At 62.4% G+C, this 25,859-nt stretch carries 21 protein-coding genes; 12 read left to right on the forward strand and 9 right to left on the reverse strand.

What is annotated here, in order from left to right:
- The first annotated feature begins 452 nt into the window (after window positions 1–452).
- A complete protein-coding gene (locus tag HU144_RS08570) occupies window positions 453–2,270 on the forward strand; it encodes an HNH endonuclease signature motif containing protein (RefSeq protein WP_235351007.1) in 1,818 nt (605 codons plus the stop codon).
- A gap of 31 nt (window positions 2,271–2,301) precedes the next feature.
- Here HU144_RS08570 and HU144_RS08575 read toward each other — a convergent pair whose 3' ends face one another.
- From HU144_RS08575 to nadA, 4 genes are read right to left on the reverse strand one after another with little or no spacing between them, the layout of a single operon-like run.
- Window positions 2,302–3,591: a cysteine desulfurase family protein gene (locus HU144_RS08575; RefSeq protein ID WP_235351008.1), complete on the reverse strand. Its 1,290-nt coding sequence runs from the start codon at window positions 3,589–3,591 to the stop codon at window positions 2,302–2,304.
- Window position 3,592: 1 nt separating this feature from the next.
- Window positions 3,593–4,477 carry a carboxylating nicotinate-nucleotide diphosphorylase gene (nadC, locus tag HU144_RS08580; protein ID WP_235351009.1) on the reverse strand — a complete coding sequence of 295 codons (885 nt, stop codon included), beginning with the start codon at window positions 4,475–4,477 and terminating at the stop codon, window positions 3,593–3,595.
- On the reverse strand, window positions 4,471–6,168 hold the full coding sequence (nadB, locus tag HU144_RS08585) for an L-aspartate oxidase (protein WP_235351010.1): 1,698 nt from the start codon (window positions 6,166–6,168) through the stop codon (window positions 4,471–4,473). The genes nadC and nadB overlap by 7 nt, the downstream gene beginning before the upstream one ends.
- A gap of 7 nt (window positions 6,169–6,175) precedes the next feature.
- A complete protein-coding gene (nadA, locus tag HU144_RS08590) occupies window positions 6,176–7,459 on the reverse strand; it encodes a quinolinate synthase NadA (protein WP_235351011.1) in 1,284 nt (427 codons plus the stop codon).
- Between the two features lie 396 nt (window positions 7,460–7,855).
- Here nadA and panB point away from each other — a divergent pair, with 396 nt between their 5' ends.
- The 3 genes from panB to HU144_RS08605 all read left to right on the forward strand — a co-directional run bounded on the left by panB (window position 7,856) and on the right by HU144_RS08605 (window position 11,454).
- A complete protein-coding gene (panB, locus tag HU144_RS08595) occupies window positions 7,856–8,716 on the forward strand; it encodes a 3-methyl-2-oxobutanoate hydroxymethyltransferase (protein WP_235351012.1) in 861 nt (286 codons plus the stop codon).
- Window positions 8,716–9,582 carry a pantoate--beta-alanine ligase gene (gene panC / locus HU144_RS08600; protein ID WP_235352673.1) on the forward strand — a complete coding sequence of 289 codons (867 nt, stop codon included), beginning with the start codon at window positions 8,716–8,718 and terminating at the stop codon, window positions 9,580–9,582. Before panB ends, panC begins: the two co-directional genes overlap by 1 nt.
- A gap of 324 nt (window positions 9,583–9,906) precedes the next feature.
- A complete protein-coding gene (locus HU144_RS08605; RefSeq protein WP_235351013.1) occupies window positions 9,907–11,454 on the forward strand; it encodes a mechanosensitive ion channel in 1,548 nt (515 codons plus the stop codon).
- Window positions 11,455–11,616: 162 nt separating this feature from the next.
- On the opposite strand, the gene HU144_RS08610 is transcribed toward HU144_RS08605, so the two are convergent.
- Entirely contained in the window at window positions 11,617–12,387 is a 771-nt protein-coding gene (locus tag HU144_RS08610; RefSeq protein ID WP_235351014.1) for a LysE family translocator, read from the reverse strand.
- A 226-nt stretch (window positions 12,388–12,613) separates the two neighbouring features.
- Between HU144_RS08610 and HU144_RS08615 the strand changes: the two genes are divergently transcribed.
- The 8 genes from HU144_RS08615 to HU144_RS08650 all read left to right on the forward strand — a co-directional run bounded on the left by HU144_RS08615 (window position 12,614) and on the right by HU144_RS08650 (window position 20,088).
- A complete protein-coding gene (locus HU144_RS08615) occupies window positions 12,614–13,516 on the forward strand; it encodes a LysR family transcriptional regulator (protein ID WP_235351015.1) in 903 nt (300 codons plus the stop codon).
- Window positions 13,517–13,599: 83 nt separating this feature from the next.
- Entirely contained in the window at window positions 13,600–14,733 is a 1,134-nt protein-coding gene (locus HU144_RS08620) for a GuaB3 family IMP dehydrogenase-related protein (RefSeq protein ID WP_198396842.1), read from the forward strand.
- Window positions 14,693–15,781: an SURF1 family protein gene (locus tag HU144_RS08625; protein ID WP_235351016.1), complete on the forward strand. Its 1,089-nt coding sequence runs from the start codon at window positions 14,693–14,695 to the stop codon at window positions 15,779–15,781. Before HU144_RS08620 ends, HU144_RS08625 begins: the two co-directional genes overlap by 41 nt.
- A gap of 2 nt (window positions 15,782–15,783) precedes the next feature.
- Complete coding sequence (locus HU144_RS08630) at window positions 15,784–16,221, forward strand: DUF3817 domain-containing protein (RefSeq protein ID WP_235351017.1); 438 nt, start codon at window positions 15,784–15,786, stop codon at window positions 16,219–16,221.
- A gap of 44 nt (window positions 16,222–16,265) precedes the next feature.
- Window positions 16,266–17,846 (forward strand): glutamine-hydrolyzing GMP synthase, encoded by a 1,581-nt coding sequence (guaA, locus tag HU144_RS08635; RefSeq protein WP_235351018.1) that lies wholly within the window; start codon window positions 16,266–16,268, stop codon window positions 17,844–17,846.
- Between the two features lie 93 nt (window positions 17,847–17,939).
- Window positions 17,940–18,668 (forward strand): biotin transporter BioY, encoded by a 729-nt coding sequence (locus tag HU144_RS08640; RefSeq protein ID WP_235351019.1) that lies wholly within the window; start codon window positions 17,940–17,942, stop codon window positions 18,666–18,668.
- On the forward strand, window positions 18,665–19,435 hold the full coding sequence (locus HU144_RS08645) for an energy-coupling factor ABC transporter ATP-binding protein (RefSeq protein WP_235351020.1): 771 nt from the start codon (window positions 18,665–18,667) through the stop codon (window positions 19,433–19,435). Before HU144_RS08640 ends, HU144_RS08645 begins: the two co-directional genes overlap by 4 nt.
- The gene (locus tag HU144_RS08650) at window positions 19,432–20,088 is read left to right on the forward strand and encodes an energy-coupling factor transporter transmembrane component T family protein (protein ID WP_235351021.1); all 657 of its coding nucleotides are present in this window, start codon (window positions 19,432–19,434) and stop codon (window positions 20,086–20,088) included. Before HU144_RS08645 ends, HU144_RS08650 begins: the two co-directional genes overlap by 4 nt.
- Window positions 20,089–20,140: 52 nt before the next feature.
- Here the strand turns inward: HU144_RS08650 and HU144_RS08655 are convergent, their stop codons facing one another.
- The 4 genes from HU144_RS08655 to menC are packed head-to-tail and all read right to left on the reverse strand — an operon-like array spanning window position 20,141 to window position 25,859.
- Window positions 20,141–21,694, reverse strand: coding sequence for an ABC transporter substrate-binding protein (locus HU144_RS08655; RefSeq protein WP_235351022.1), 1,554 nt, complete (start codon window positions 21,692–21,694; stop codon window positions 20,141–20,143).
- Window positions 21,691–23,232 (reverse strand): amidohydrolase family protein, encoded by a 1,542-nt coding sequence (locus tag HU144_RS08660; RefSeq protein WP_235351023.1) that lies wholly within the window; start codon window positions 23,230–23,232, stop codon window positions 21,691–21,693. The genes HU144_RS08655 and HU144_RS08660 overlap by 4 nt, the downstream gene beginning before the upstream one ends.
- 27 nt (window positions 23,233–23,259) lie before the next feature.
- Window positions 23,260–24,747, reverse strand: a complete 1,488-nt coding sequence (locus HU144_RS08665; protein ID WP_235351024.1) for an amidase — start codon at window positions 24,745–24,747, stop codon at window positions 23,260–23,262.
- Window positions 24,744–25,859, reverse strand: a complete 1,116-nt coding sequence (gene menC / locus HU144_RS08670) for an o-succinylbenzoate synthase (RefSeq protein ID WP_235351025.1) — start codon at window positions 25,857–25,859, stop codon at window positions 24,744–24,746. The genes HU144_RS08665 and menC overlap by 4 nt, the downstream gene beginning before the upstream one ends.

A 25,859-nucleotide genomic window follows, 5' to 3' on the forward strand; every position in this document is an offset into this window, starting at 1 on the left:
GCGGTCGTGTCTCGGACAGGCAAATCGTCCGACAAAGAAAACAATCGTGGCGAAGCACACCCCGATGATAAACAGAATAAGCAGATCCATGACGGCCTCCTCACGCCCGTATCGAATGCGTGTCTCCATTTTCCACCCGGGTAGAAGAGAAAGATAGGGCCACCTTGCAAGAAGTGGCCTGCGTGCCGCACTCGGTTCCTCATATGCGTTTGCCCGCGAGATCATCGTCACCGAAGTCGGAAGTGACCATGTGGCCGAGATGATACTTCGACCGATTGGGGTTTTACGTCCTGACCTGGGGTGTTGCGAGTCTTTCCGATTTTTGAGCCAGCAATTGATACGAGAATTGAGGAATGAACGAACTGAAATAGAAACTCAGGGTGCAATTGGGTGAAATGAATGTATAATTAAGGGAAGAGCAACGACGATGTTGGCGAATGGACTTCAGTACCATGACTCTCACCCCCGACCGCACACCAGGAAACCCGGAAGAGCGTGACCCACGCCCCGGTCACGGTGATGCTGTGGCGGGTTCAGGTGCCGCTGATGCTTCGTCTTCTGCGGGAGAGTCGTCCTCTTCGGCAGTGGGACAGCAGTCTCTGTTCGACCAGCTCAAAGACTCCAACCTCGACCTCACCGGCCACCCACTGGCGGGCAAGTTCGAATCCCTCGCGGCCGTGCCGACTGGTAAACCAGAGGTATCGAATGATCGCGGTCAGGCGAACGAAGATGTGGAGCCGACAGCCAGCACTTCGGACGCAAGCGTTTCGGAGGCTGGGTTTTCGGGGGCCACAGAGACCACCCAGAGCACCGATCCGGTGGCTGGCGACGGCAGTGGCAGCGAAACCAGCAGCCCGAGTCCTCATCCTCTGCTTTCGAGCGAAGAGTGGACAGATCTGTCACGGTTCGCTCCCGAAGTCACGACCAGCCTCACCGCGCTCAGCGGACTCAAGGACGGGCTGCGATCCTTTGACCGGCCGATGGGTCCCGATGATGCGATCAAACTCATCGACGGACTCGAAGCACTGGGCCGAGTCAACGAGGCCCTATCAACTCTGGCTCTGGCCGTGTGTGAACGAGTCGGAACGCCCACCGACTATGGTGCGAAGACAACGAAGGCCCTCATCCAAGACAGGCTCAACATCACCGCCCGGGAGGCCAACCGTCGGACCGATATGGCCAAGAGCCTCGGCGGGAGAGTCACTCTGACCGGACAAGCACAGCCACCACTGTTTCCCCTGGTTGCTGATGCCTTCAATGAAGGTAGACTCTCAGCCGATCAGGCCAGGGTCATCAAAGACTGTTTGACGAAGCTGTCCACGTGGGTCAGTCAGGATAATCGTGATTATGCCGAGTCGACTCTCGTTGAGAAGGCCCCGAGCGTGCGGGTCCATGACCTGCGGGCGATCTTCGCGCGGATCCTGGCCCATATCGATCCCGACGGTCAAGAGCCAACAGATGCCACGGATCGGACCATGTACAAGGTGACTTTGCATGCTCGTGATAATGGTGATTGGGAGATCTGTGGTCTCCTGGACCCGGTCACGGGTGGTGTCCTCAATGGGTTGCTGACGCAGAGAACGAAGATCGCGAAGAGCGTTGAGGGCAGTTTAAGTGCGGGTGGATCCGGTACGGAGTCTGGTGTCCTCGAAGACGGAACTCTCGTTGACATGACGGGTCAGCGACTGTCTGCCCAGGAGTGGATCTACGAACGCTTCGCGACTCTCATTGGCCGGATCGATATGACGCGGACCGGTCAAGGTTCGCCCTACGCTCTGGTGGTCACGGCAAAGGCTGAAGACCTCGCCAACGGGACTGGTGCTGGGGTGACGGGGACTGAGAATCCGGTCCCCATCAGTGAGCTTGTCCGTCATGGTTTGAACGGGGCGGTGTTCTTCGATCTCATCTCTGACAAGGCGAAGACGATGCAGGTGGTCACGGAGAATCGGTTTGCCAATGCCAAGCAGATCGCGGTTCTCACGGCTCGTGATCAGGGGTGTACGTTCCCCGGGTGTGATGCTCCGCCGGGGTGGTGCGATGCCCACCATATTGTTGAGTGGGCACAAGACGGTAAGACGGATGTCAATAATATGATGTTGAGTTGTTCTGCCCATCACCATCTTTTGGATAGGTCGGAGTGGGAGACGGTGATGCTCAAAGACGGGCGTCCTGCGTGGGTGCCTCCGGCATCGATTGATCCGGCCAGGCGGCCGGTATTGCATGCGAGGTTCGTGGCTCAAGACGTCATCGACACACTCTTCAACGAGTGACTCTTCAGGTTACTCAAGCCGCTCAGGCCACTCAGGTGTAGCTGAGAGCCAAATTCTTCACCGCCGTAGATACGGCATGCGCTGCTCGATGACCCTCTTCGCCGGTGAAGTCTGCCGGGAAGGTGAAGCGCACACTGGTCTTGGCGAGATCATCGTCGATGCCCAACCCCGTGAGCACATGCGATGGCTCATCTGAGCCGACGGCGCAGGCTGAGCCACTTGAGGCAGTGACGCCCAGGCGTTCAAGCTCGAGCAGCACGGCCTCGCCGCTTGTACCTGAGAAACAGAACGAGGCGTGATTCGGAGTGCGCAACGACTCACTGCCTGTGAGGAACGCCCCGGGAACCGTGGCCAGAACCTCGGCGATGAAATCATCTCGGATGGCTTGGACACGGCCGGCGGTTTCGGTCCGCTCCGCCTCGGCGAGTTCCAACGCGGTGGCAAAGGCGACGGCGAGGGCAACGTTCTCTGTTCCCGACCGACGCCCAGACTCCTGACCACCGCCGTGGATGAGGGGTTCGAGAGGGATCCGTGCACGAATCGCAGCGACCCCGATTCCCTTCGGCGCACCGACCTTGTGCCCGGCCAGGCTCATGGCGTCGACGCCGAGCCCACCCAACGGGAGCCATCCTGCAGCCTGCACAGCATCGGTGTGGAAGAACGCGCCGGCATCGTGAGCAACCCTGGCGAGGGCTGCAATATCGGCGACCGTGCCGATCTCGTTGTTCGCGTACCCCAGGCTGACCAGGAGCGTGTCCTCGCGCAGCGCCGAACCAAGTGCTTCGACCGTGATCGTGCCATCGGGTCCGACGGGCACCTCCGTGATCTCGAACCCGTGCCGCCGAACCAGGAAGTCCGCCGCGGCGAGCACCGCCTCATGCTCAAGGGCAGAGGTCACGATATGGCGCCGAGCTGGCCGACCATACGACGCCGCACCGGAGTCAGCAACGCCACCGAAGCCAGCAACGCCACCGAAGCCAGCAACGCCACCGAAGCCAGCATCGCCACGGGAGCCAGCATTGCCATCGGCTCCAGCCCCGAGAGCGATACCGATGATCGCAAGATTGTCGGATTCGGTGCCGCCGCTGGTGAAGATGATGTCGGTGCTGCGCATGCCGAGCACCTTCGCCACCCGTCGACGCGCGTCCTTGAGCGCGTCTGCCGAGGTACGGCCGACCTCGTGATGGCTCGACGGGTTGCCGAACGCACCGGTCAGATATGGCCAGGCCGCCTCGAGCGCCTCCCTGCGCACGGGTGCCGCCGAGGCGGTGTCGAGGTAGAGCGGAACACCGCCGCTATCGAAGGGCGATTCGAGCGCCATATCAGCCCGCGTCCAGAATCAGGTCGAGGCCCAGGTCGATCGCACGGACACTGTGCGTCAGCGAACCCGAGGAGATGACGTCGACCCCGGTGTCGGCGATGTCTGCGACGGTTTCGATGGTGACGTTGCCGCTGGCCTCAACGATCGCACGTCCGGCGATGAGCTCGACTCCTGCACGCAGATCGGTCAAGGTGAAGTTGTCGAGCATGATGATGTCGGCACCGCCGTCGAGCACCGCATGGATCTGCTCGAGACGATCGACCTCGACCTCGATCGTCGTCGTGTGTGACAACTGAGACCGAGCCGACCGGATCGCGGCACTGACATCGGCGTTCTCACCAGCGAGAACAGCGAGGTGGTTGTCCTTGACCATGACCGCGTCAGAGAGCCCGAACCGGTGGTTGTGCCCACCACCGCAGACCACCGCGTGCTTTTCGAAGGCCCGTAGTCCGGGCGTGGTCTTGCGGGTGTCGACGATGCGCACACCTCGACCGTCCGTGTTCGCGCCTACGGTATTCGACGATGCCGCATCGACGAAGGCCCTGGTCTGCGTCGCGATTCCGCTCATGCGCTGGCAGAAGTTCAGTGCGATCCGCTCGGCTCGCAGAACCGCACGTGCCGGCCCCGAAACCGTAGCCACTGTGTCGCCAGCTGCGAAGGCATCTCCATCGATGCTGGTGAGATCCACATCGACGCTCGGGTCGACAAGGGTGAAGGCACGAGCGAATACATCGATTCCAGCCAGGACTCCGGCCTCGCGTGCGCTCAGCTTCGCCGTCGCCGAGGCAGTGGCCGGGATGAACGTCTCGCCGGTGATGTCGCCCCACGGTGCGTCCTCGTCGAGAGCAAGCCGGAGTGCGGAGTCGATGGTTGTGGCGCTCAGCATGAGGCGGCCTCCTGAAACAGGGAAGTGGTGGGAACGGGTTCAACGGATGCAGGCTGTTGTCGCGTCGGCAGTGTGCTGGACACAGGGAAGTCGGTGCGGGTGTGGGCACCTCGGCTCTCCTGTCGGGCGAGGGCATGAGCCGCAATGTGGCGCGCGATGAGAGTGAGATTCGCGGTCTCGAGTCCCTCACGATCAGTCACCGACGGGCCTCCCTCGTGGTCTGTCGAGGACCGGCCTCCCCCACGATCCGTCAAGAACGGGCCACCCTCGCCGAGGCGGTCGAGCAGTGCCCGCAGCCCTGTTTCATTTCGTTCCACGCCGAGGTGGGCCCACGCGAGATCCCTCAGCTCGTCCCGCGACATAGGCATGGAGGCACAAGTAGCATCGCCGAGTTCTCCTCTGAAGTCCGGCATCGGCTCCATCGATTGCGTAACGTCCGCCGCAATCGCCTCAGCCGCGCGGACTCCGAACACCGCACCTTCGAGCAGAGAGTTCGACGCCAGACGGTTGGCGCCGTGCACACCGGTGCAGGCGACTTCACCGACTGCGAAGAGTCTGTCGACCGAGGTTCGGCCGTCCAGATCGGTGGCGATACCGCCCATAAAGTAGTGCGCCGCCGGAGTGACGGGGATCAGATCGGTGGCGAGGTCGAGCCCGTGGGCCGCAAGACCGCGTGTGATGGACGGGAAACGAGCGGTCACCTCGGGGATGGCTCTGGCATCGAGATGGCAGAACTCCCCGTTCTGTGCCGCCATCGTCCGGTGGATCGCCAGGGCCACGACATCACGTGGTGCGAGCTCAGCTCGGGGATCGATGTCGGGTATGAAGCGGTGACCGTGTGCGTCGAGAAGCACGGCACCGGCACCGCGGACCGCCTCGGAGATGAGGAACCCCGCGCCAGCAAGCGCAGTCGGGTGGAATTGAAAGAACTCCAGGTCGGCAATGTCAGCACCGGCACGGATCGCAGCGGCCAGACCGTCACCGGTCGCAGACAGCGGATTCGTCGTGTGTGCGAAGAGCTGCCCAGCGCCACCCGTTGCCAACACCACCGCATCGGCAGCCACCATTTCGAGCGCACCGTCCTGGAGCAGGCTGACGCCGGTGGCCCTCTTAGAAGCGACGGCATCGACCGCGCGGCCATTCGCACTGACCGTCGGTGGGTGACTACGCGGGCCGGTGCCCGCCCACGCGCTGCCGCGATCGTTAGTCTCGCTGACGATGTCGACGAGCATCGAATGCTCACGCACAGCGATTCTCCCAGCGGCCGCCTCGGCGCGGGTGGCCTTGACCAGGGCACCGGTGATCGCACGACCGGTGGCATCGCCGCCGGAATGGAAGATGCGCGCCACGGAATGCGCACCCTCCATGCCCCTGGCCCAGCGCCCGGAGACATCCGTGTCGAAGTCGACACCGGCGGCGGCGAGTTCGAGGATTCGGTCGGGGCCCTCGGTGCACAGCACGCGAACGGCGGCCTCATCACTGAGTCCGGCGCCGGCGATCAGGGTGTCGTCGATGTGCGACTCGACGCTGTCCTCGGCAGCGAGGACACCGGCGATCCCACCTTGAGCCATGGCCGTATTCGACTCGCCCAGACCGTCTTTGGTCACGACGGTGACGTCATGTCCATCTGCCAGTCGTAGGGCGGCGGTCAGTCCCGCGATCCCGGAGCCGATGATGACGATGTGAGCCATGAGTCGCTCAGATCCGGGGCTTCGCGGCGAGCATTCGCTCAAGAGACACCCGAGCAGGATCGGCCACCTCGGCGTCGACGGAGATCTGGTTGATCACCTGGCCGTCGATCAGGGACTCAAGGACCCAGGCAATGTAGCCGGGGTGGATCCGATACATCGTCGAGCACGGGCACACGACAGGATCGAGGCAGAAGATCGTGTGCTCGGGATGTTCGGCTGCCAGGCGTTGGACGAGGTTGATCTCGGTGCCGATGGCGAATGTGGTCGGCTCGGTCGCCTCGGCGATGGCCTTCGTGATGTAGGCAGTGGACCCGGATTCATCGGCCGCGGCCACGGTCTCCTGTGGGCATTCGGGGTGGACGATGACGCGCACATCGGGGTGATCGACGCGTGCCTTGGCGATCTGCGCGGGGGTGAAGCGCTTGTGCACCGAACAGAACCCCTGCCACAGGATGACCTTCGAGTCCTCGATCGTGTCGGGGGAGTTGTTGCCCAGAGGCCGCGCCGGGTTCCACAGCGGCATGGCCTCAATGTCGATGCCCATGTTCAGGGCGGTGTTGCGGCCCAGGTGCTGGTCGGGGAAGAACAGCACGCGCTGGCCGCGCTCGAACGCCCACTCAAGGACCACCTCGGCGTTGGAGGAGGTGCACACGATGCCGCCGTTGCGGCCGCAGAATCCTTTGATTGCGGCCGAGGAATTCATGTAGGTCACCGGAATGACCGGAACCTTGCCCTCCGAATCAGGCTCGTCGCCCAGCAATTCGATCAGCTGCTCCCAGCAGTCCTCGACCTGGTCGATGTCGGCCATATCGGCCATCGAGCAACCCGCAGCGAGGTTGGGCAGGATGACCGACTGCTCAGGTGTGGAGAGCAGATCGGCGGTCTCGGCCATGAAGTGTACGCCGCAGAAGACGATCGCCTCAGCCTCGGGATGATTCTGGGCTGCCTTGGCAAGCATGAACGAGTCGCCGATGTAGTCCGCGTGCTCGACGACCTCGACCCGCTGGTAGTGGTGGCCGAGGATGACGACCCGATCACCGAGCTTCTCCTTGGCACGGATGATCCGGTCATTGAGCTCCCCCGCCGAGGCATCCCTGTACTCAGCGGGGATCTCACCCTGGCGTGGGGCTGCGACGGGAATCGGATCGTCCATCGAAGCGCCGGGCCCGTATCCGGGCTTGACATCGACGTCCCACGGGGCATCGATGAGGTCGGTTGAACACATATCGTCGTTCGCACCCTTCGCGGAGATGTCTTTGAGGGTGAGCTCGATCGAAGCTGTTGTGGTCATCATCGTCCTTCGCAGAGTGGAGCGGTGCTCCCATGGAATGGAGCTGCGCGCCCCTGAAAAAGTTTTGCGCAGATTTGAGCTTAATCATCAATGCTCGTAATGTAAAACACCACCGTGCGGTGGACCAGGGTCGATGATCTAGTCTGGAAACTGGCTCGCAATCCGAGTCGACCCGAACGTGAACCCGCGTGATTCGGCCGGCGCCACAGCTTGCCGCCGACTTGCGCCTACGCGGCGCTGACGATGCGCAGCCACCCAGACGAAGGCCGACCGAAGAGGATGCCCATGCCCCTGCCCCAGAATCCGACACCAGATCGTCCCGAGAGTTCCGCACCGGCAGAGCCCGAGAGTTCCGCTCCAACACGGCCTGAAAACTCCACGTCCGACCAGCCCGAGATGACTCCGCCTTACGGGGGCGGTCCCAGCCAGACTGCAGCTGCCGGTGTATCCGCGGCCCCACCTCGGCGCGTGCGGACTCTCGACCTCATCAAGGCCAAGTCAGAGGGTCGGCGCTGGGCGATGCTGACCAGTTATGACCAGTACACAGCCGCACTGTTCGAGCAGGCCGGAGTCGAGGCGCTGCTGATCGGAGACTCCGCGGCGAACAATGTCTACGGCCACGAGACCACTCTGCCCGTCACCGTCGATGAGCTCATTCCACTGGCGCGAGCGGTCTCCGGTGCGACCTCGCGGGCGCTGATCGTCGCGGACCTGCCCTTCGGCAGCTATGAGATCTCCGATGAGCAGGCGGTCGCGACGGCAGTGCGGTTCATGAAGGAAGCCGGTGTCCACGCGGTCAAGCTCGAAGGGGGAGTGGCCGTGGCCTCGAGGATCAAGGCGATCACGACCGCCGGCATACCGGTGATGGCACACATCGGATTCACGCCTCAGGCCGAGCACAACCTCGGCGGGTACAAGGTCCAGGGTCGTGGGGATGCCGGTGATGCGCTGCTGGCCGATGCTCGTGCCGTCGCCGAGGCGGGGGCGTTTTCCGTGGTCATGGAGATGGTTCCAGCCGGATTGGCTGCCCAGGTGACGGCGGAGATGGCGATTCCGACAGTGGGGATCGGCGCCGGAGCCGACTGCGATGCCCAGGTGCTCGTCTGGCAGGATATGGCGGGTCTGCGCACGGGCAAGGCGCCACGGTTCGTCAAACGGTATGCCGACCTGCATTCAGTGCTCTCCGATGCTGTCGGCCGCTATGTCGATGAGGTCAGAAGCGGCGAATTCCCCGAGCCCGAGCGGAGTTTCCAGTGATGGAGGTCGGTGGAATCCAGGCCCTGCGTGCCTGGCGGAAACGGCAGTCGGGCACCGTGTCGCTGGTGCCGACGATGGGTGCCCTGCATTCTGGTCATCAGGCGCTGATGGACAGGGCCCGAGCATCGGGTGATTCGGTGGTGACCAGCATCTTCGTCAACCCGCTGCAGTTCGGCACCGACGAAGACTTCTTCCAATACCCGCGACCCTTCGAAACAGACTTAGAAGTCTGCGAGGCCGCGGGAGTGGACTTCGTCTTCGCGCCGGCGCTGGGGGAGATGTATCCGTCTGCGCCCGAGGTCACCGTGTCCTCCGGGCGGATGGGTGCGGTGTACGAAGGCGAGGCGAGGCCCGGGCATTTCGACGGAGTCCTCACCGTCGTGGCCAAGCTCTTCACCCTGACGGCACCGGACTCGGCGGTCTTCGGCCTCAAAGACATCCAGCAGTTCTGCCTGGTCAAACGCCTGATCTCCGACCTCAACTTCGACATTGAGTTGATTGGTCTGCCAGTCGTCCGCGACGCAGACGGACTGGCGATGTCGAGCCGCAACGAATATCTGGCACCGGCGGATCGAGCGGCTGCATTGGCGATTCCTCGCGCACTGGACGCCGCGGCCCAGGCAGCAGCCGACTGGTCTCCGAGCGATGAGCCTCCAACCGTCGTCGAGAGAGCGGCGAAGCTGGTGCTCGACCCCGCCTCCGATCGCGGCGACCTCACTCTCGGCTATCTCAGCCTTGTCGATGCGCGAACTTTTCAGCCCTGTGCGCCCGACTTCCGTGGGCAGGCGCTGCTGCTCGTATCCGCGACGGTCGGGGGAACGCATCTCATCGACAATGTGCCACTCGAATTCGTCAGTTCTCCATGAATTCGCGAGTGATTCACCTTTTGGAAGATTGATGGATTCTCTTTGCGGCATTCCTCGAATTCTCTGTTTCGGATTGGGATATTTCGATCATGTCATCGCTTCGACGCCGAATTGTGATCTGAATATATAGGAATTGTTAAGATGCTGAAATGCCCATGTGGATGGGTTTGCATGACTTTATCGATCGCGTCATTATTCGGCTCTAAGCAGTCATCTGCCCTTGTTCTGAGTGTCTGATGTGAATAGACTCCACATCAGCAACAGTGGAAATAAGAGTGTTCATTCGCCACGAATTCGAGTGATCATTCGCCTCAGCCGAAGGAGATGACGGAAATGCAAATGTCGGACTTGTGGTCGGTTCTTGCGAAAGTGGGACTGGCGATACTCATTCTTATCGTTACATGGATAATTGCATCGATCGTCAAATGGGCGATCGGAAAACTGGTGGCGAAGGTCCCGGCATTGCAGCGTGACGGCAATGATGGGCAGCAGATCGGAAAATCGATCGGGCAGATCGGGAGCCTGATCATCTGGCTGCTCGGCCTCATCGCCGTTCTGCAGCTGTTCAACCTCGACCAGGTGCTCACACCGCTGCAGGGTCTGCTCGACGGAATCTTCGGCTTCCTGCCGAACATCATCGGTGCCGGGGTCATCTTCTTCATCGGATTCGTCTTTGCGAAGATCGCCAAGCAGCTGGTCCAGACTGCGCTCAATGCCGTCGACCTCACCAAGCTGACATCGAAGTTCAGCTCGCTGGGAGACCGCGCCACAGGAGTCGTCGGTGCATCGACGGGGGCCGAACCGCAGCACAACAACATCAATGCTCAGCAGGCCGCCTACGACCAGCCTCATCAGGGTCAGCCGGGTCAGCCGGGTCAGCCCGGTCAGCCCGGTCAGCCGGGTCAGCCGGGTCAGCCGCAGCAGGGTGCCGGAAACCCGAACGCCGAGGCGAATGCCAAGATCTCGTCGCTGGCGGGCAACCTCGTCTTCGGAATCATCATCATCGTGGTGTCGATTTCGGCACTCCAGGTCCTGGGCATCGCGGCCATCTCACAGCCGGCACAGCAGATGTTGGAACTCTTCCTCAACGCCATTCCTGCCATCATCGCGGCCGGCATCCTGCTGGCCATCGGCGGAGTCATCGCGAAGTTCCTCGGCAACCTGCTTGAAGAGCTCTTGCGTGGAGTCGGCACAGATCGTGCTGTCAGCTCTCTCGGAATCGCTCCCGAGGGCACCAGCGCCTCGAGCGTGATCACCAAGGTCGTCCAGGTGGCCATCATGATCTTCTTTGCGATCATGGCGACTCGGATGCTCGGGTTCCCCGAGATCACGAACATCCTCAACGAGATCCTCGACCTCGGCGGCAGCGTCCTCTTCGGCGCTGCGATTATCGCTGCAGGCTTCTTGGTTGCGGGCTTGATCGGAAAGTTCATCACGAACTCTCTTGCGAGCAAGGTTCTGCGTTACTCGGCCATCGCACTCTTCATCGCGATGGGTCTGCGTTATATGGGACTGGCCGATTCGATCATCAACCTGGCCTTCGGTGCTGTGGTCATCGGGGGTGCGGCCGCTGCTGCACTCGCCTTCGGCTTGGGCGGTCGCGATGCCGCGGCGAAGATGCTCGACAAGGTCGATGTCGAAGCCGCTGTCGACAATGACGGTGGAGCCGATCGCCATTCCGGCAGCGCCAACACCGCCGGCAGTGGAAACAGCGGAATCGGAACCGGCGGAGTCGGCGGCACCGGACACGGCGGAGCCGGAACCGCAGGACATGGTTCGGCCGGAACTGTCGGGCACGGCGGAGCCAGCGCCGGAGACGACGGTCCACTCGGTGGTCCCGGTGGCAGCGGTCCCGTACCGCCTGCCAGCTGACCAGATGACATGACGAAGGTGCGGGCCGGGGACTATTCCCGGCCCGCACCTTCTTCGGCTTCAGTTTCGCCTGCAATACGTTCGCCTGCAATAGGTTCGCCTGCAATACGTTCGCCTGCAATACGTTCGCCTTCGTTGCGCCCGCCTCGGCGTCGCTCGGCGCTACACCGGGATGGCGATGACGGCGATGCCCATGACTACGAGGACAGCGGCGGAGACCGCTTCGATGTAGAAGTCGGTGCTCCTCCTCTGGAGGGCGGCAGCTGCCATGCCGGCGATGAAGGCGAGAAGAATCTGGTAGGCCAGCATCAACCCGATCACGACCGAGATGAGCAGCAGGTAGTCGACGCCGGCGGCGGAGGACGGCACCAGGGTCGGCATGACGGCGAGGAAGAACAGTCCCGCCTTCGGGTTGCTCAATGAAGAGAACAGGCCCCGACGATACGAGATGACCGACCGCAGCTGTCCCCACGACTTCTTCGCACCGGGTTCAGTGCCGACCCCGGTGCCGGCGATCGCATCAGCAGGGGAGCCGGCACTCACCTCGGCACCCACCTCAGCGGTCTCAAGCTCGCCGAGGTCATCGGTGGCCGCCACGATCTCGCTGACCTGTCCGCGCGGGGGTGTTCCACGCAGTTCGGCGCGGATCCGCAGGGCCTGCCGGGCAGCCAGCACACCGAGCAGACACAGGTAGAGCCCGCCGACGACTTTGAGGACCAGCAGTGCAGAAGGGAAGGTTGTGAGCAGCGCGGAGATTCCGGTCAGCGCTGCGATCATCCAGACCGTCATGCCGGTCGCGGAGCCGAGCGAATAGATCAGACCTGCCTTGCGGCGCAGGGCTGAGAGACGAACGGTGAGGATCGTCTCGGGGCCAGGGGTCACGGCAAGGACGGTCGCAGCTCCGGCGATGGTGATGAGCTCGGCTCCGGTCATGGTGCTCCTTCAAGGACAGCGACCAGGCAGGTGACCTGGTCGGAGTGGAAAATGCGACGCTGCACGATGACGGCCCGCGATGCTGCGTACGAATCGCTCTGACCCGGACGCGAAGGGCTCTTCCCCAAGTCTGCCGCAGGTCACCCCGAGAGAACAGATTGGGAAAAGCAATCATTTGCTAACGACCATTCGGCATGACCGAACGATCATCGACTAGTCTGAGGGCATGTGGGATCTCAACCGACTGCGCATCTGGCGGGCCGTCGTCGCCACGGGCTCGGTCGTCGACGCAGCGAGGAGCCTCAACTACACATCGGCCACGGTCAGCCAGCACATCACCACCCTGCAGAAGGCCGTCGGAGTTCCCCTCTATCGCAGGTCTGGGCGCGGCATCGAGATCACGGATCTGGGCAAACGACTGGCCGAGGAATCTGCGGACGTCTTCACAGGTCTGAACAGGCTCGACACCGTGGTTGAGAGCTTCCGCACCGTGAATCGGCCCCGAATGCGCATCGCGGCTTTCACCTCCTTCAACGCCGGGCTGCTGCCGGGGATCATCGAACCGGTCGCACTCGAACATCCCGACATGCGCTTCGACATACAGCTCAATGAACCGGCCAAGGTTCGCCGCAGCCACTGCACGATCGAGATCCGCAGCGAAGTGCCACAGGATGACGAGGTCCGCCTGCCCGGAATGATGCGCACGGTCCTCTTCGACGACCACTACCGGGTCGTGGTCTCGGACAGGCACCGGTTCGCGAGCCTCGAATCCATCCCATTCAAAGACCTCGAAGACCAACGGTGGGTCGACTACGACCTGTGGGCCGGTCCGACGAGCAAGGTCGTCGACCTCGCCTGCGCCGCGGCCGGATTCGAACCCCGGACCTTCGCCGCCTCGGAGGACGAGTTCGCCGCGCTGGCCCTCGTCGCCTCGAACCTGGCCATCACCGTCCTGCCGCGTCTGTCGTCTGCCCAGCTGCGACCTGGTCTGAGAGCCGTGGGCCTCACCGATCCCACGCCCGTGCGCCGCGTCGTCATGCATGTGCGCGAACGCGAAGCGCACCTTCCGCACGTGCGGTCCTTCGTCACCGCCACCGAGGCAGTTGTGGCTGACTACCTGGCCCGCTGAGAGGCCGTACTGCCCAGGGAGACGCACCGTTCCTCATAGTGAGCTGAGTCTTCGGCGTCAGGGCGGTGGGATAGGCTGTTCGGGTGAGTTCTGAAATCGAAATCGGCAAAGGCAAGCGCGGTCGTCGCGGCTATTCACTCGACGATATCGCCGTCATCCCTGCTCGGCGCACCAGAGATCCCGAGGACGTGTCGCTGGACTGGCAGATCGACGCCTATAAGTTCGACCTCCCATTCATCGGTGCCCCCATGGACTCCGCCATGTCCCCGGAGACCGTGATCGCCCTGGGCAAGCACGGTGGCCTGGGCGTTCTCGACCTCGAAGGACTGTGGACCCGCTATGAGGATCCCGCTCCGCTGCTGGCCGAAATCGCCCAGCTGCCGGCCGAGATGGCGACCGCACGGATGCAGGAGCTCTACTCCGCACCCATCCAGGCAGAACTCATCACCTCTCGACTCGAACAGATCCGCGAAGCAGGAGTCACCGTCGCCGGTGCCCTGACACCACAGCGGACTCAGCAGTTCTACAAGACCGTCATCGACGCCGGTGTCGACATCTTCGTCATCCGCGGCACCACGGTCTCTGCCGAGCACGTGTCCTCGCAGTCCGAGCCGCTCAACCTCAAGCAGTTCATCTACGAGCTCGACGTGCCAGTCATCGTCGGCGGCGCCGCCACCTACACGGCGGCACTGCATCTCATGCGCACCGGTGCCGCCGGTGTCCTCGTCGGCTTCGGCGGGGGAGCGGCGGCGACGACACGCAAGACCCTCGGCCTCCACGCGCCGATGGCCACCGCGATCGCCGATGTCCACGCCGCTCGGCGTGACTACATGGATGAATCCGGCGGTCGCTACGTCCACGTCATCGCTGATGGCGGACTGGGCACCAGCGGTGAGATCGTCAAAGCCTTCGGCGTGGGGGCCGACGCTGTCATGCTCGGCACCGCGCTGGCCCGGTCGACCGAGGCTCCGGGCCGCGGAATGCATTGGGGCGCCGAGGCGCATCACCCTGAACTTCCCCGCGGGCACCGCGTGGAGCTGGGAACCGTGGGCAGTCTCGAACAGGTTCTGTTCGGACCCGGACGCACCGCCATCGGCGAACTCAACCTCGCCGGTGCCCTGCGCCGTGCTCTCGCGACCACAGGCTATGTCGATCTGAAGGAATTCCAGCGCGTGGATGTCACCGTCTCGCCCTATCAGCCTGGATCGGTGGTTTGATCTGTTCCGCCTGGCGCTGACCCCCAAGTGGTTGGGGTCCCTGCTCTTCGTGCTCATCCTGGTCACCTGCTTCGTCGGACTCTCCGCATGGCAGGTCGACCGGGCTCAGCACAAGAACGAAGCCGTCGACTCGGCGAATGTCGAAGAGATCGTGCCGTTCAATGACGTCATGGAGGCCCAGGCCCCGATGCCGGGAATCCTGGCCGATCAGCGGGTGAGCCTGTCCGGACACTGGCTCCCGGACGATCAGGTCGTCGTCCCCGGGCGCGTGCTCGATGGGGACAACGGCTACTGGGTTGTGACGATGTTCGCACCCGATGATGCCCGCCTCGGCGATTCGGCCGGCCCCGATGCCTCTGACAAGACCATTGCGATCCCCGTGCTGCGCGGCTTCACCACCGATGAGAAAACCGCCATGGAGTCCCGTGCGGCAGAGGGCCCAGTCGAGATGAAGGCGCAGATCGGCCCCGTTGAGGGTCCGATGCCCGGCAACTCGCTGCCCGAGGGGCAGGTGCGCAGCGTCTCGACGTCACAGCTGATCAACCTGTTCCCCGACCTTCTGACCTATTCGGGCTTCCTCATCCCCGAGGAGGCCACTGGGGATGCCGCTTCCATCGCGACCGACGGTTTGTCCTTCGTGCCGCCGACGACGACGCGGGAGGAGGGCGGATTCGATCTGCAGTCCGCTGGCTACGCGATCGAATGGCTCATCTTCGCCGTCATGGCCCTGTATATGTGGTGGCAGCTTCTGCGCGACGACTTCGTGCGCCGCCGGCTCGGCAGCGACCCTGATTCTCAGGATCCGACAAACCGAGTCGAGTATGTTGTCGTCAAGTCCGCAGGCCAGGCCTCGATCGATCCCGAGGTGATGTCGGGGCTGACCGGCCTTCCTGCCCACAGGCATGGAGCGAAGAAGCCTCGCCGCCGTCGCGGCAGACCCGAAGCAGGCAACAGACCCGCAGCCGGCGGCAGCGACGGGCCGACCGACGACGACTCGACCGACACCAACGCCAATTCGACCAACACCACCCCGACCGGAGGAAACTGAGCGTGAGCGAAGAACCCGAGTCCCTGGATTCCCGCCCCGACTTCGATGACGGCGATGTGTGGAGTGTCAAGCGCTTCACCTCGGCGCGCAACGCCCTGAAGTTCTATCGCGTGATGGCCATCATCACGGGAACGATGCTCCTCATCCTCACCGTCGAGATGATCTACAAGTACCTCATCGCCGCTGATTCCTCGACGGCGCTGAACTTCGGCGGCTTCAACCTGGCCGCCGCGATCGCAATCTGCCACGGCTGGTGCTACGTCGTCTACCTCATCGGCTGCTTCTGGCTCAACCAGCAGATGCGTTGGACTTTGGGCCGCTACATCGTCTTGGCCCTGGCCGGCGTGGTTCCGGTGATGTCGTTCATCCTCGAACGCAGAATCAACCGCCAGGTCGAAGCCGAGCTGGCAGCGGCCGTGGTGGTCGCTCCCAAGAGCTGAGGCCAGTAGTTGGGCACTCGGTGCCCGGTGTTTAGAATTGGGTCATGACGCAAACCCAGAGCACACAGGTGCCTCCTGTCCTCGTGGTCGATTTCGGTGCGCAGTACGCGCAGCTCATCGCCCGACGGATCCGCGAGGCCGGACTGTATTCCGAGATCATCGCCCATGACGCACCGGCCGCGGAGTTCGCGGCCAAGAATCCGATCGCCATCGTGCTCTCGGGCGGACCCTCGAGCGTCAACGACGAGGGCGCCCCCGGATTCGACACCGCTGTCTTCGATCTCGGCGTGCCCACCATGGGCATCTGCTACGGCTTCCAGCTTATGTCGACCACCCTCGGCGGACGGGTGGCCAAGACCGACAAGCGCGAGTACGGTTCGACCCCGGTCACGATCTCCAGCACCGGTTCGCTTCTGGCCCAGACCCCGAACAGCTACAAGGTCTGGATGTCTCACGGAGATTCCGTCGCCGAGGCGCCTGCTGATTTCGATGTGCTCGCATCGACCCCGGACACCCCGGTCGCCGCCTTCGAGTGTGCGGCACGCAAGTTCGCCGGTGTGCAGTGGCACCCCGAGGTCCTCCACTCCGAGTACGGACAGCAGATCCTCGAGAACTTCCTGTTCGATGTCGCCGGTCTCACCGCCGACTGGACAAATGCTTCGGTCATCGACGAGCAGATCGAACTGATCCGGCAGCGCGCCGGTTCGAAGAAGGTCATCTGCGCCCTCTCAGGCGGAGTCGACTCCTCCGTGGCGGCGGCACTGGTTCACGAGGCCATCGGCGACCAGCTCACCTGCGTCTTCGTCGACCACGGTCTCCTGCGTGAGAACGAACGCGAACAGGTTGAGAACGACTACGTGAACTCGATCGGTGTCCGTCTGGTCACCATCGACGCGCGTGAGCAGTTCCTCTCCGAACTCGCCGGCGTCACCGATCCGGAGACCAAGCGCAAGATCATCGGCCGCGAGTTCATCCGCACCTTCGAGCAGGCCGCAGCCGACCTCGTCCTCGAGGCCAAGGACGAAGGTGAAGAGATCGGCTTCCTGGTCCAGGGCACGCTCTACCCCGACGTCGTCGAATCCGGTGGCGGATCCGGGACTGCGAACATCAAGAGCCACCACAATGTGGGCGGGCTGCCCGATGACATCACCTTCGAACTCATCGAACCCCTGCGGGCCCTGTTCAAGGACGAGGTCCGCGCCATCGGCCGTGAGCTCGGAGTCCCGGATGCCATCGTCTCCCGCCAGCCGTTCCCCGGCCCCGGGCTGGGAATCCGCATCATCGGCGAGGTCACGGAGGACCGCCTGGCGATCCTGCGACGTGCCGATGCCATCGCCCGCGAAGAGCTGACCAAGGCCGGCCTCGACGGAGAGATCTGGCAGTGCCCGGTCGTCCTCCTCGCCGACGTCCGCTCCGTGGGAGTCCAGGGCGACGGACGTACCTACGGCCACCCGGTCGTGCTGCGCCCGGTCTCCAGCGAAGACGCGATGACTGCGGACTGGACACGGGTTCCCTACGACGTCCTCTCGGTCATCTCCAACCGCATCACGAACGAGGTCGACGACATCAACAGGGTCGTCCTCGACGTCACCTCCAAGCCTCCGGGCACCATCGAATGGGAATGATTCTGTTCCCCGACTACAACTCCTGAACAGTGTTCAGTTAAGGTGGGTGGTGCCCGAATAAGTCTCGGGTGCCACCTCACCATCGGAGAACTCATGTCACAAGCGCACACCGGCACCACCGCCTCGGCGAGGGGCTCGCGAAGGAACTCTGCCGGCAGAGCCGGCGATATCGCCCTGATCGCGGTCTTCGCCGCTCTGCTGGCGGCATTCGCGATCATGCCGCCGGTCCCAGTGGGCCCGGCCGGTGTGCCGATCACCCTGCAGACCTTCGCCATCGCCCTCTGCGGCCTGGTGCTGGGACCGTGGCGCGGCGGGGCCGCTGTCCTGCTCTACGTCGTCCTGGGCCTGCTCGGTCTGCCGATCTTCTCCGGTATGAGCGGCGGCATCGGCGTGCTCGCCGGTCCCAGCGCCGGCTACATCACCTCGTTCACGCTCTACGCATTGGCCACAGGCTTCGTCGCCCGCTGGGCCATTCGCCGCTTCCGCGGAACGAAATTGTGGGTCGCGCTGTTCCTCGGGGCACTCGGCTCGAGCCTGCTGCTCAACCACCCGCTGGGCATCCTCGGGATGTCGATCAACGCCGACCTGCCCCTGGGCGTGGCCGCCGTCGCCGACCTTGTCTACTGGCCCGGCGACATCATCAAGAACGTCCTCGCCGTGTCCGTCGCGATCCTCATCCACCGGGCATTCCCCGATGTCCTCCGCCGCCGAGGTGGCCCGACGGTGGTCCCGAACGCGAGGACTTCGGGCGCCGGCTCTGCGGGTGCTGGCACCGAAGGAACCAGTGTTGAGGGTGCAGCCGAAGGCACTGCGGCACAGTGATCTTTAGACGCAGACCAGATCCCGATTCCGCAGAACCGGCGGGGGAACAGATCTCGTTCTCCGAGGTCTCGGTCGGAGTTTTCGACGACACCCCGACCGGAGACGTCTACCGCCCGATACTGACCGACGTCAACGTCACTCTGGACGAGCCGACGGTCGCGATCATCGGCGCCAATGGGTCCGGGAAGTCCACGCTGCTGCAGCTGTTCAACGGGCTGGTCACAGCCGACTCCGGCCGAGTTCTCATCGACGGACTCGATCCGGTTGAGGAGGCGAAGCAGGTCCGCTCACGGGTGGGCTTCGTCTTCACCGACCCTGCCGCGCAGCTCGTCATGCCAACCCCGCTCGAAGACATCGAACTCTCCCTGCGCAGACGCGTTCCGAAGGCGGAGCGCCGTGCCGCTGCTCTGGCTGTGCTCGAGGAACTGGGCATCGCTGACCTGGCTGAACGCAGTGTCTACGAGCTCTCCGGCGGACAGCGGCAGCTCGTGGCTCTGGCCGCCGTTCTGGCTGTCGACCCGCAGGTCCTGGTCCTCGACGAACCCACCACGCTGCTGGACCTGCGCAACAAGGAGAAGCTGCGCAAACTCCTCGCAGACCTTGTCGCCAGTCGAGGGGTGCGCGTGATCTTCTCGACCCACGACCTCGACTTCGCTGGGCTGGCCGACCGTGCCCTGGTCGTCGATTCCGGCCGCATCGTCCACGACTCCAACCCCGCCGAAGCGACCCGAATGTACCGTGAGCTGATCATGAGTGACTCCCCATGAGCAGCCGGTTCCGGGCAGGCAGTCGGTCCCGTGCCGGCATACGGCCACGACCGCAGCTGTTCGGGAAGGTTGCGCACACTCCCGGTTGGCTGCACAGAACGGCTCCAGGGGTGAAGCTTGCCGTCATCGCCCTGATCGGAGTCGTCGCACTGATCTTCCGCGACCCGGTCATCAACTGGTCGATGTTCGCCGTACTCGTGATCCTCGGCTTCACTGCGAGGCTGAGACCGCACCACTTCCTCAAGACCTGGATCTATGCGGCAGTGCTGATCATCATCGTGGTGGCCATGCAGTACTTCTTCGGATCGCTGCGCGCCGGCCTCACAGTCGGCGGCACCGTCTTCGCCTGTGTGCAGGCCGCGCTGCTGCTGACATTGACCACAACCGTGGCGCAGCTGCTCGACACCTTCACCGTGATCGTCTCACCGCTGCGATTCCTCGGCGCCAGTCCTGACACGATTGCTCTGACCGCAAGCCTCATGGTTCGCGCCATCTCCCATATCTCCGGACTGCTGGGGGAGGCTGATCGTGCTGCCCGAGCCCGCGGCCTCGATTCGAGCATCAAGGCCAGAGTGGTCCCCGCGATCCTGCGCTCGGTGAAGTACGCCCAAGACACAGGCCGGGCACTCGACGCTCGCGGAATCGTGGACTGAACGGGGCAGACGGAATCCGTGCCGAACTCGACGGTTGACTGTGCTTTGATGTCTATTTCGTACCGGGGCGAACATTGTAGAAGATGTCCCCGGAAGCAGCGGTGAACTCGTGGCCGTCGAATCCTGACCTGATGCCAGTTGTCGTGGACCGCGCACCGAATTTGAGCGCGGGCAGGTAATCGTAGAAGGCCTTCTGCAGATCATCCTTTGCAGAGACAGCCTGATCGGTGCTTGGAGCATGAACGATCGAGTCGAAGGCGTCTTCGATCTCCGGACTTTCAGTCCACCCGGGCCACACGGGATCGAAGAACACCTGGGTGAGAGGCGTGGAAGTCGGTGAGAACCCGGTGATGAAGATTTCATAGCTCTTGTCATCCGTTCGGTTCTGGAGCACTGTGGCCCAATCGGTGACGATGAGTCGAGACTTTATTCCGACGTCGTTGAGCTGCTGATCCATGACGACAGCGTTGTTGTAGTGTTCTTCGTACTCTCGGGACGTAAGGATGCGAACTTCCTCACCCTTGTAGTCCGCCCTGTCGAGAAGTTCTGCCACCCGCTTCGGACTTGGATGGTTGTAAGTGTCGAGGCCTTCCGTCGAGTACCAGTCGGAGGTCTTGGGCATGAGCGCCCCGTTCGTGTCGTAGAGCTTTTCCGACGAGAACGCGGCCTTCTGGATATCGTCGATGTTCGTTGCGGCCAGGACAGCTTTGCGCATATCCGGATCGGACATCACCCCGGTCTTCTTATTGAAGATCGCCGCGTTGAATCCGTTGTCGCCTGTTGTGAGGTTGATGTTCTCATCGCTGTCGAGCATGTCCAAATTGTCTGGAGGCAATGCGTTCGCGGCATCATATTCGCCGGTCTGGAGTCCGGACATTCGAGTGGAAGGATCATTGACGAAATAAAAGAACATTGAGTCGAAGGCGGCCTTCCTCGCGCCCGCGGTTCCATTCGTTTCGCCCTTCGGTGAGACATAGTCATCGAACCGAGCCATCTGAACATACTGATCGGTGTTCCATTTCTCCATTGTGTAGGGTCCTGTACCGACGAATTCTTCGACGGGGTCGTCGCCTGCCGCGTCGAGAATCTCCTTGGGCTGGATCGCTGGGAGTTGTCCCTGGTCGGCGATGAGTGGGAGTGCGAGGAAGAGCGGTTCGGGCAGCTTGATCTCCACCTTGTCCGACGATGACGACGAGACCTTCGCATCTGAAAAGAAGAGCTGCCCCACCGATGCCTTCGCAATCCACGCCTCGAGCGAGGCGACGACATCCTCGGCCTCCATTGTCGATCCGTCATGGAACTTCACGTTCTTGCGGAGGGTGAAGCTGACAAGGGTTCCGTCATCCGAGAGCGAAAACGACTTAGCCAGCACAGGTTTGACCTGGTTGTCGGCATCGATGGTGATCAGGGGTTCGAAGAAGTTGCGAGAAATGTCGCGCGTCGCCGTGGATGTGGTCATCAGAGGATCGAGCGTCGGAGGCTGAGCGTTCCACGCGACGATGAAGCTGTTGCCTTCACCACGCTGTGCGTCGCCGAGCCCGCCGCCAGTGCAGGCACTCAGAGGGAGCAGCACAGCTAAGGCCGCTCCAAGCAGCAATCGTCTCATTGCGTGCCTGCCTGTTCTGCCACTGAGGCGGTCGCCAGAAGCGCGCGGCCGCCCTTTGCCACCGCGGTCTCGGTGGTCTCACGATTCTCAATGAGCATTTCGCCGTTGACGAAAAGATAGACGACACCCACAGCGGTCGTCACAGGGGCGGGTTCGAACCGCGGCACGGCTGTATCGATGTCGATGATGACGATATCTGCATCGGCACCTACACCGAGGTGGCCCTTTGCTTCGAACGAGGGTGCGCTCCTTGCCAGGATCCTAGCCGGGATGTCACTTGAGCGGCTGACGACGTCACTGAGGTCCATGAGGCCGGTGTCCCGGTGCAGCCAAGCGATGGCGCGGATGAAGCACGAGCCGCTTCTCGGGTGGACAGCGTATCCGGGAGGAACAGGCAGTGCCGTTGGGAAGGGCTTGCCCTCATCGCCTCCTGTGAGCCGGGTCAGTGGCATCGCATCTGAGGCAAAGGCTGCTCCCGGGAACGAGAGCGTGGAGATCAGCTCATCGACTCCCACAGGCAGATCGGGGCCGTAGTACTGAATGAGGCACAAACCGCCCGGGTCCTGAGCTCGCAGCTCGGCGAGCCTGTCGTAGGACGACACCTGTTCCGAACCTGGCAGATAGGTGATGGTAGAGGCGGGAGTACTATTGCTCCGGAGAATCTCGGGAGACAGGAAATCGGCGCCGATCACCGTGGACGCGAACTCGAATGGGTAGGATTCCGTGGTCATCGGCAAGCCGCGGTCGATCGCATCCGAGAGCACTCGAGTGGATTTCTTAGCATCCCCGGCATTCGAACTGGCGAAATGGCAGATGTGAATGCGCGCACCTGTCGACTCACTGAGTTCGACGAGTTCGCTCACGGATTCGTGAGCAGTATGACCCTCGATCTCGGCACCGTAGCGTGCATGGACGAACAGCGTCGTGTTGCGATCCGCCGCGAGTCGAGCCAAGGCGTGGAGTTCTGCGGAATCGATGGCGGGTGCGTAGCCGAGCAGGACCCCGATCCCGATGGCGCCATCATCGAGTTGCTGGGACACCAGTTCAATGATGGCGCGCCGCTCCTCCTCAGACGCTGGCTTCGCCCAATTGCCACTGCCTTGCATTGCGCTGAACATCTCTAGCGGGAGTGTGGGAAGGCGAGCTACCTGATCGGAGTCCATTCCTTCCATGACCATCATGCGCGCAAGCAGCCAAGATGCGGAATACCCGTAGTTCAGAGCTCTCCCTTCCTCCGCGGCTGCGTTGAGCGTGCGATTCAGTGGTGCAGCACCGCATTCGAGTTCGAGACTGGTGGTGACGCCGTCGTAAGCCTGGAGGAGATGTCCGATCTCGTTCTGGGCGTGACTGTGCATATCGACGAATCCCGGAGCGACAACGAATCCCGTAGCGTCGATGGTGTGGGCAGCCGTGATCGGCTCGCTGTCGACGTGGACGATGCGCCCATCGGTGATGCCGATTGTGAGCACCTCGTCGATGTGATGACGTGGGTCGACCACTCGGCCGCCCGTGATGAGTGTTTGGCACTGTGATGTCATGAGATGAGTTCCTTCCCGAGTCCTCGCTCAGCGGATGTCTGGATACTGGTCAAGAGGCCGTGTTCGATTGATGTCGGGGACAGAATTCCATGAGCCGATGCGGTCTTCGACCCGTTTGGCGATCTCGAGCAGCCTGGCTTCATCACGGAATCGTCCGACGAGCTGAATCCCCACTGGCAGTCCCATGTCGGTGAAACCCACTGGAACCGAGATCGCCGGATGGTTTGTCGTTGTGATGATGCTGGGAAGCGTCATCCAGTCGAGGTAGTCCGACATCAGAGTCCCGTCGATCTCCCGGGGATAGCGTATTCGAGCGTCAAAGGGAGGAACTTGAACCGTAGGGGTGATGAGAACGTCCACTGTCCGCAGGAAGTCAGCCATTGCCGACCACGATTGGGACTGCGCTGTCAATGCGGCGGACGCTTCTTGGCCGGTGACACGACGTCCGGCTTCTATGTTCCACAGGGCGTCATCTTTCATGCGATCGCTATGGTCATCCGCGATGGGTCCCAAGCTTGCTAACATCTGAAGACCGCGCAAGGTGCGGAAGGCTTCTTTGGCTTCAGGCAGAAGCGGATGTGCACGCTTGATTTCGAAGTCCGCGCTGGAGAGTTCGGCCACTGCTGCCTCCACGACGGACCTGACCGAATCGGCGACGGGAAACATTCCTGAGAAGTCCAGCGAATACGCGGCGGTGATCATTGGTTCCCCAAGCGTGGAGCCTAAGGTTGACGTTGCCACTTCCTCCAAGGCGGCAGTGTCGACGGTGTAGGAGAATGGGTCGGCAGGGCTGAACCCGACCATGTTCGCCAATAGTCGAGCGGTGTCTCGTACCGTACGAGCCATAGGCCCTTTGACCGAGAGCGTCCCGTACGCGAAGCCGTTGGGGGAGTTGGGGACGGTTCCCAGTGAGGGGCGCAGTCCGACGACATTGCAGAAGGAAGCTGGGTTGCGCAGTGAACCGCCCGTGTCGCTGCCGTCTGCGATGGGAAGCATGCGGGAGGCGAGGGCCGCCGCCGCTCCGCCGGAACTTCCTCCGGCTGAATGATCGAGGGAATACGGGTTGCGAGTAAGCCCTGTGACCTCATTGAATGTATGCGAGCCCAGTCCGAATTCCGGGGTATTCGACTTCGCCACGACCACCGCACCGGCACGTTTCATTCGCTCGACGAGGATATGGTCTCGTGTCGCAACTCGATTCGCGAAAATCGGGCTGCCCTGGGTATGGCGAAACCCAGCGGCGGGGATGAGGTCCTTCACCGCCACAGGCAGACCTGCCAAAGGGAGACTCTGCCGTTCGTTGAGGGACAGCTCATCGATTCGCTGTGCTTCGGCTAGGGCCGCCTCAGGATGAACATCGAGTAGAGCATTGATACTCGGATTCGCAGCGGCGATACGTTCAAGATGCGAAGTGACCACCCGGACAGCTGTGAATTCACCGCGATGGACACCAGCGACGAGGCCGAGAGCTGTTGAGTCGTCGAGGTTGATGTCTGGTGTAGTGGGCGCGCTCATCGACCGTCGACCTCGACCGAGTGCTCGGATGTGGTGATGGCTTCGAGTTCTGCCACATCGATATCGAAACCGATGCCGAGTCCTTGCGGGACGTCGACGCTGCCACGGTTCATTGTGACTTCTGGGATGATGACATCTCTCTTCCAGTAGCGAGCCGATGGTGCTGTATCTCCTGGCAGTGTGAAACCGGGGAGTGAGGCGATTGAAAGGTTGTGGGCCCGGCCGATGCCGGATTCGAGCATTCCTCCGCACCACACGTCAAGGCCTTCGTCTCGGCACAGCGCCTCGATGTCCTTTGCTTCGCTGATTCCTCCGACGCGTCCGATCTTGATGTTGATGATCCGGCAGCTGCCCAGTTCGATGGCCTTGCGTGTGTCGGCGAGGGAATGGATGCTCTCGTCGAGGCAGATGGGTGTGCGAAGTGCCTGCTGAAGGTGACGGTGGTCGACGATGTCGTCGTGAGCAAGTGGCTGTTCGATCATCGTGAGATTGAGATCATCGAGATGTCGGAGATGGTCGGTGTCGGCCAGTGTGTAGGCATTGTTTGCGTCGGCCATAAGGGGAACATCGGGATGTTCGGCTCTCACAGCGCGCAGGAAGGACAGATCGGCCCCAGGCTTGATTTTGACCTTGATTCGGGCGAAACCTTCGTCGACAGCTTCGGACACGAAATCGACGAGTTGGTTCTCTGAGTCCTTGATGCCGACGCTGAGTCCGACTTCGACGGATTCTTTCGTCCCCCCGATGGCGTTCGCAAGAGAGACGCCCTGCGTCTTTGCCCAGAGGTCCCAGATCGCTCCTTCCACGGCAGCCTTGGCCATGTTGTTGCGCTTGATTGGCGCCAGAATGTCACGGATTTCGCGCGGATGAGTGATTTCGGCACCGATGAGGAGAGGGATGAGTTGCTCGATGAGCACGAGTTCGCAGCCGGAGGTGTATTCCTCTGAGTAGTAGGGGTAGGCGAATGCACCGCATTCGCCGAAACCTGTCTTGGCACCGGAGGCGGCCTCGACGATGAGGAAGTCACGGTTGGACTGAGTGGAAAAGCTGGTTGTGAAGGGCGTGATGAGGTCGAGTTCGGCGCGGCGGACGGTGATCTTTTCGATGTTCAA

This window comes from Brevibacterium sp. UCMA 11752 (genome assembly GCF_021532235.1).
Taxonomy (GTDB): domain Bacteria; phylum Actinomycetota; class Actinomycetes; order Actinomycetales; family Brevibacteriaceae; genus Brevibacterium; species Brevibacterium antiquum.

Coding starts and splice junctions, on each gene's coding strand:
- panB (WP_235351012.1), top strand. CDS start 7,856: ATGACTCCGCCTTACGGGGGCGGTCCCAGCCAGACTGCAGCTGCCGGT.
- HU144_RS08660 (WP_235351023.1), bottom strand. CDS start 23,232: ATGACATCACAGTGCCAAACACTCATCACGGGCGGCCGAGTGGTCGAC.
- HU144_RS08615 (WP_235351015.1), top strand. CDS start 12,614: ATGTGGGATCTCAACCGACTGCGCATCTGGCGGGCCGTCGTCGCCACG.
- HU144_RS08640 (WP_235351019.1), top strand. CDS start 17,940: ATGTCACAAGCGCACACCGGCACCACCGCCTCGGCGAGGGGCTCGCGA.
- HU144_RS08650 (WP_235351021.1), top strand. CDS start 19,432: ATGAGCAGCCGGTTCCGGGCAGGCAGTCGGTCCCGTGCCGGCATACGG.
- HU144_RS08605 (WP_235351013.1), top strand. CDS start 9,907: ATGACGGAAATGCAAATGTCGGACTTGTGGTCGGTTCTTGCGAAAGTG.
- nadA (WP_235351011.1), bottom strand. CDS start 7,459: ATGACCACAACAGCTTCGATCGAGCTCACCCTCAAAGACATCTCCGCG.
- nadB (WP_235351010.1), bottom strand. CDS start 6,168: ATGGCTCACATCGTCATCATCGGCTCCGGGATCGCGGGACTGACCGCC.
- HU144_RS08575 (WP_235351008.1), bottom strand. CDS start 3,591: ATGGCGCTCGAATCGCCCTTCGATAGCGGCGGTGTTCCGCTCTACCTC.
- guaA (WP_235351018.1), top strand. CDS start 16,266: ATGACGCAAACCCAGAGCACACAGGTGCCTCCTGTCCTCGTGGTCGAT.
- HU144_RS08570 (WP_235351007.1), top strand. CDS start 453: ATGACTCTCACCCCCGACCGCACACCAGGAAACCCGGAAGAGCGTGAC.
- HU144_RS08655 (WP_235351022.1), bottom strand. CDS start 21,694: ATGAGACGATTGCTGCTTGGAGCGGCCTTAGCTGTGCTGCTCCCTCTG.
- HU144_RS08625 (WP_235351016.1), top strand. CDS start 14,693: ATGTCACCGTCTCGCCCTATCAGCCTGGATCGGTGGTTTGATCTGTTC.
- panC (WP_235352673.1), top strand. CDS start 8,716: ATGGAGGTCGGTGGAATCCAGGCCCTGCGTGCCTGGCGGAAACGGCAG.
- nadC (WP_235351009.1), bottom strand. CDS start 4,477: ATGCTGAGCGCCACAACCATCGACTCCGCACTCCGGCTTGCTCTCGAC.
- HU144_RS08610 (WP_235351014.1), bottom strand. CDS start 12,387: ATGACCGGAGCCGAGCTCATCACCATCGCCGGAGCTGCGACCGTCCTT.
- HU144_RS08665 (WP_235351024.1), bottom strand. CDS start 24,747: ATGAGCGCGCCCACTACACCAGACATCAACCTCGACGACTCAACAGCT.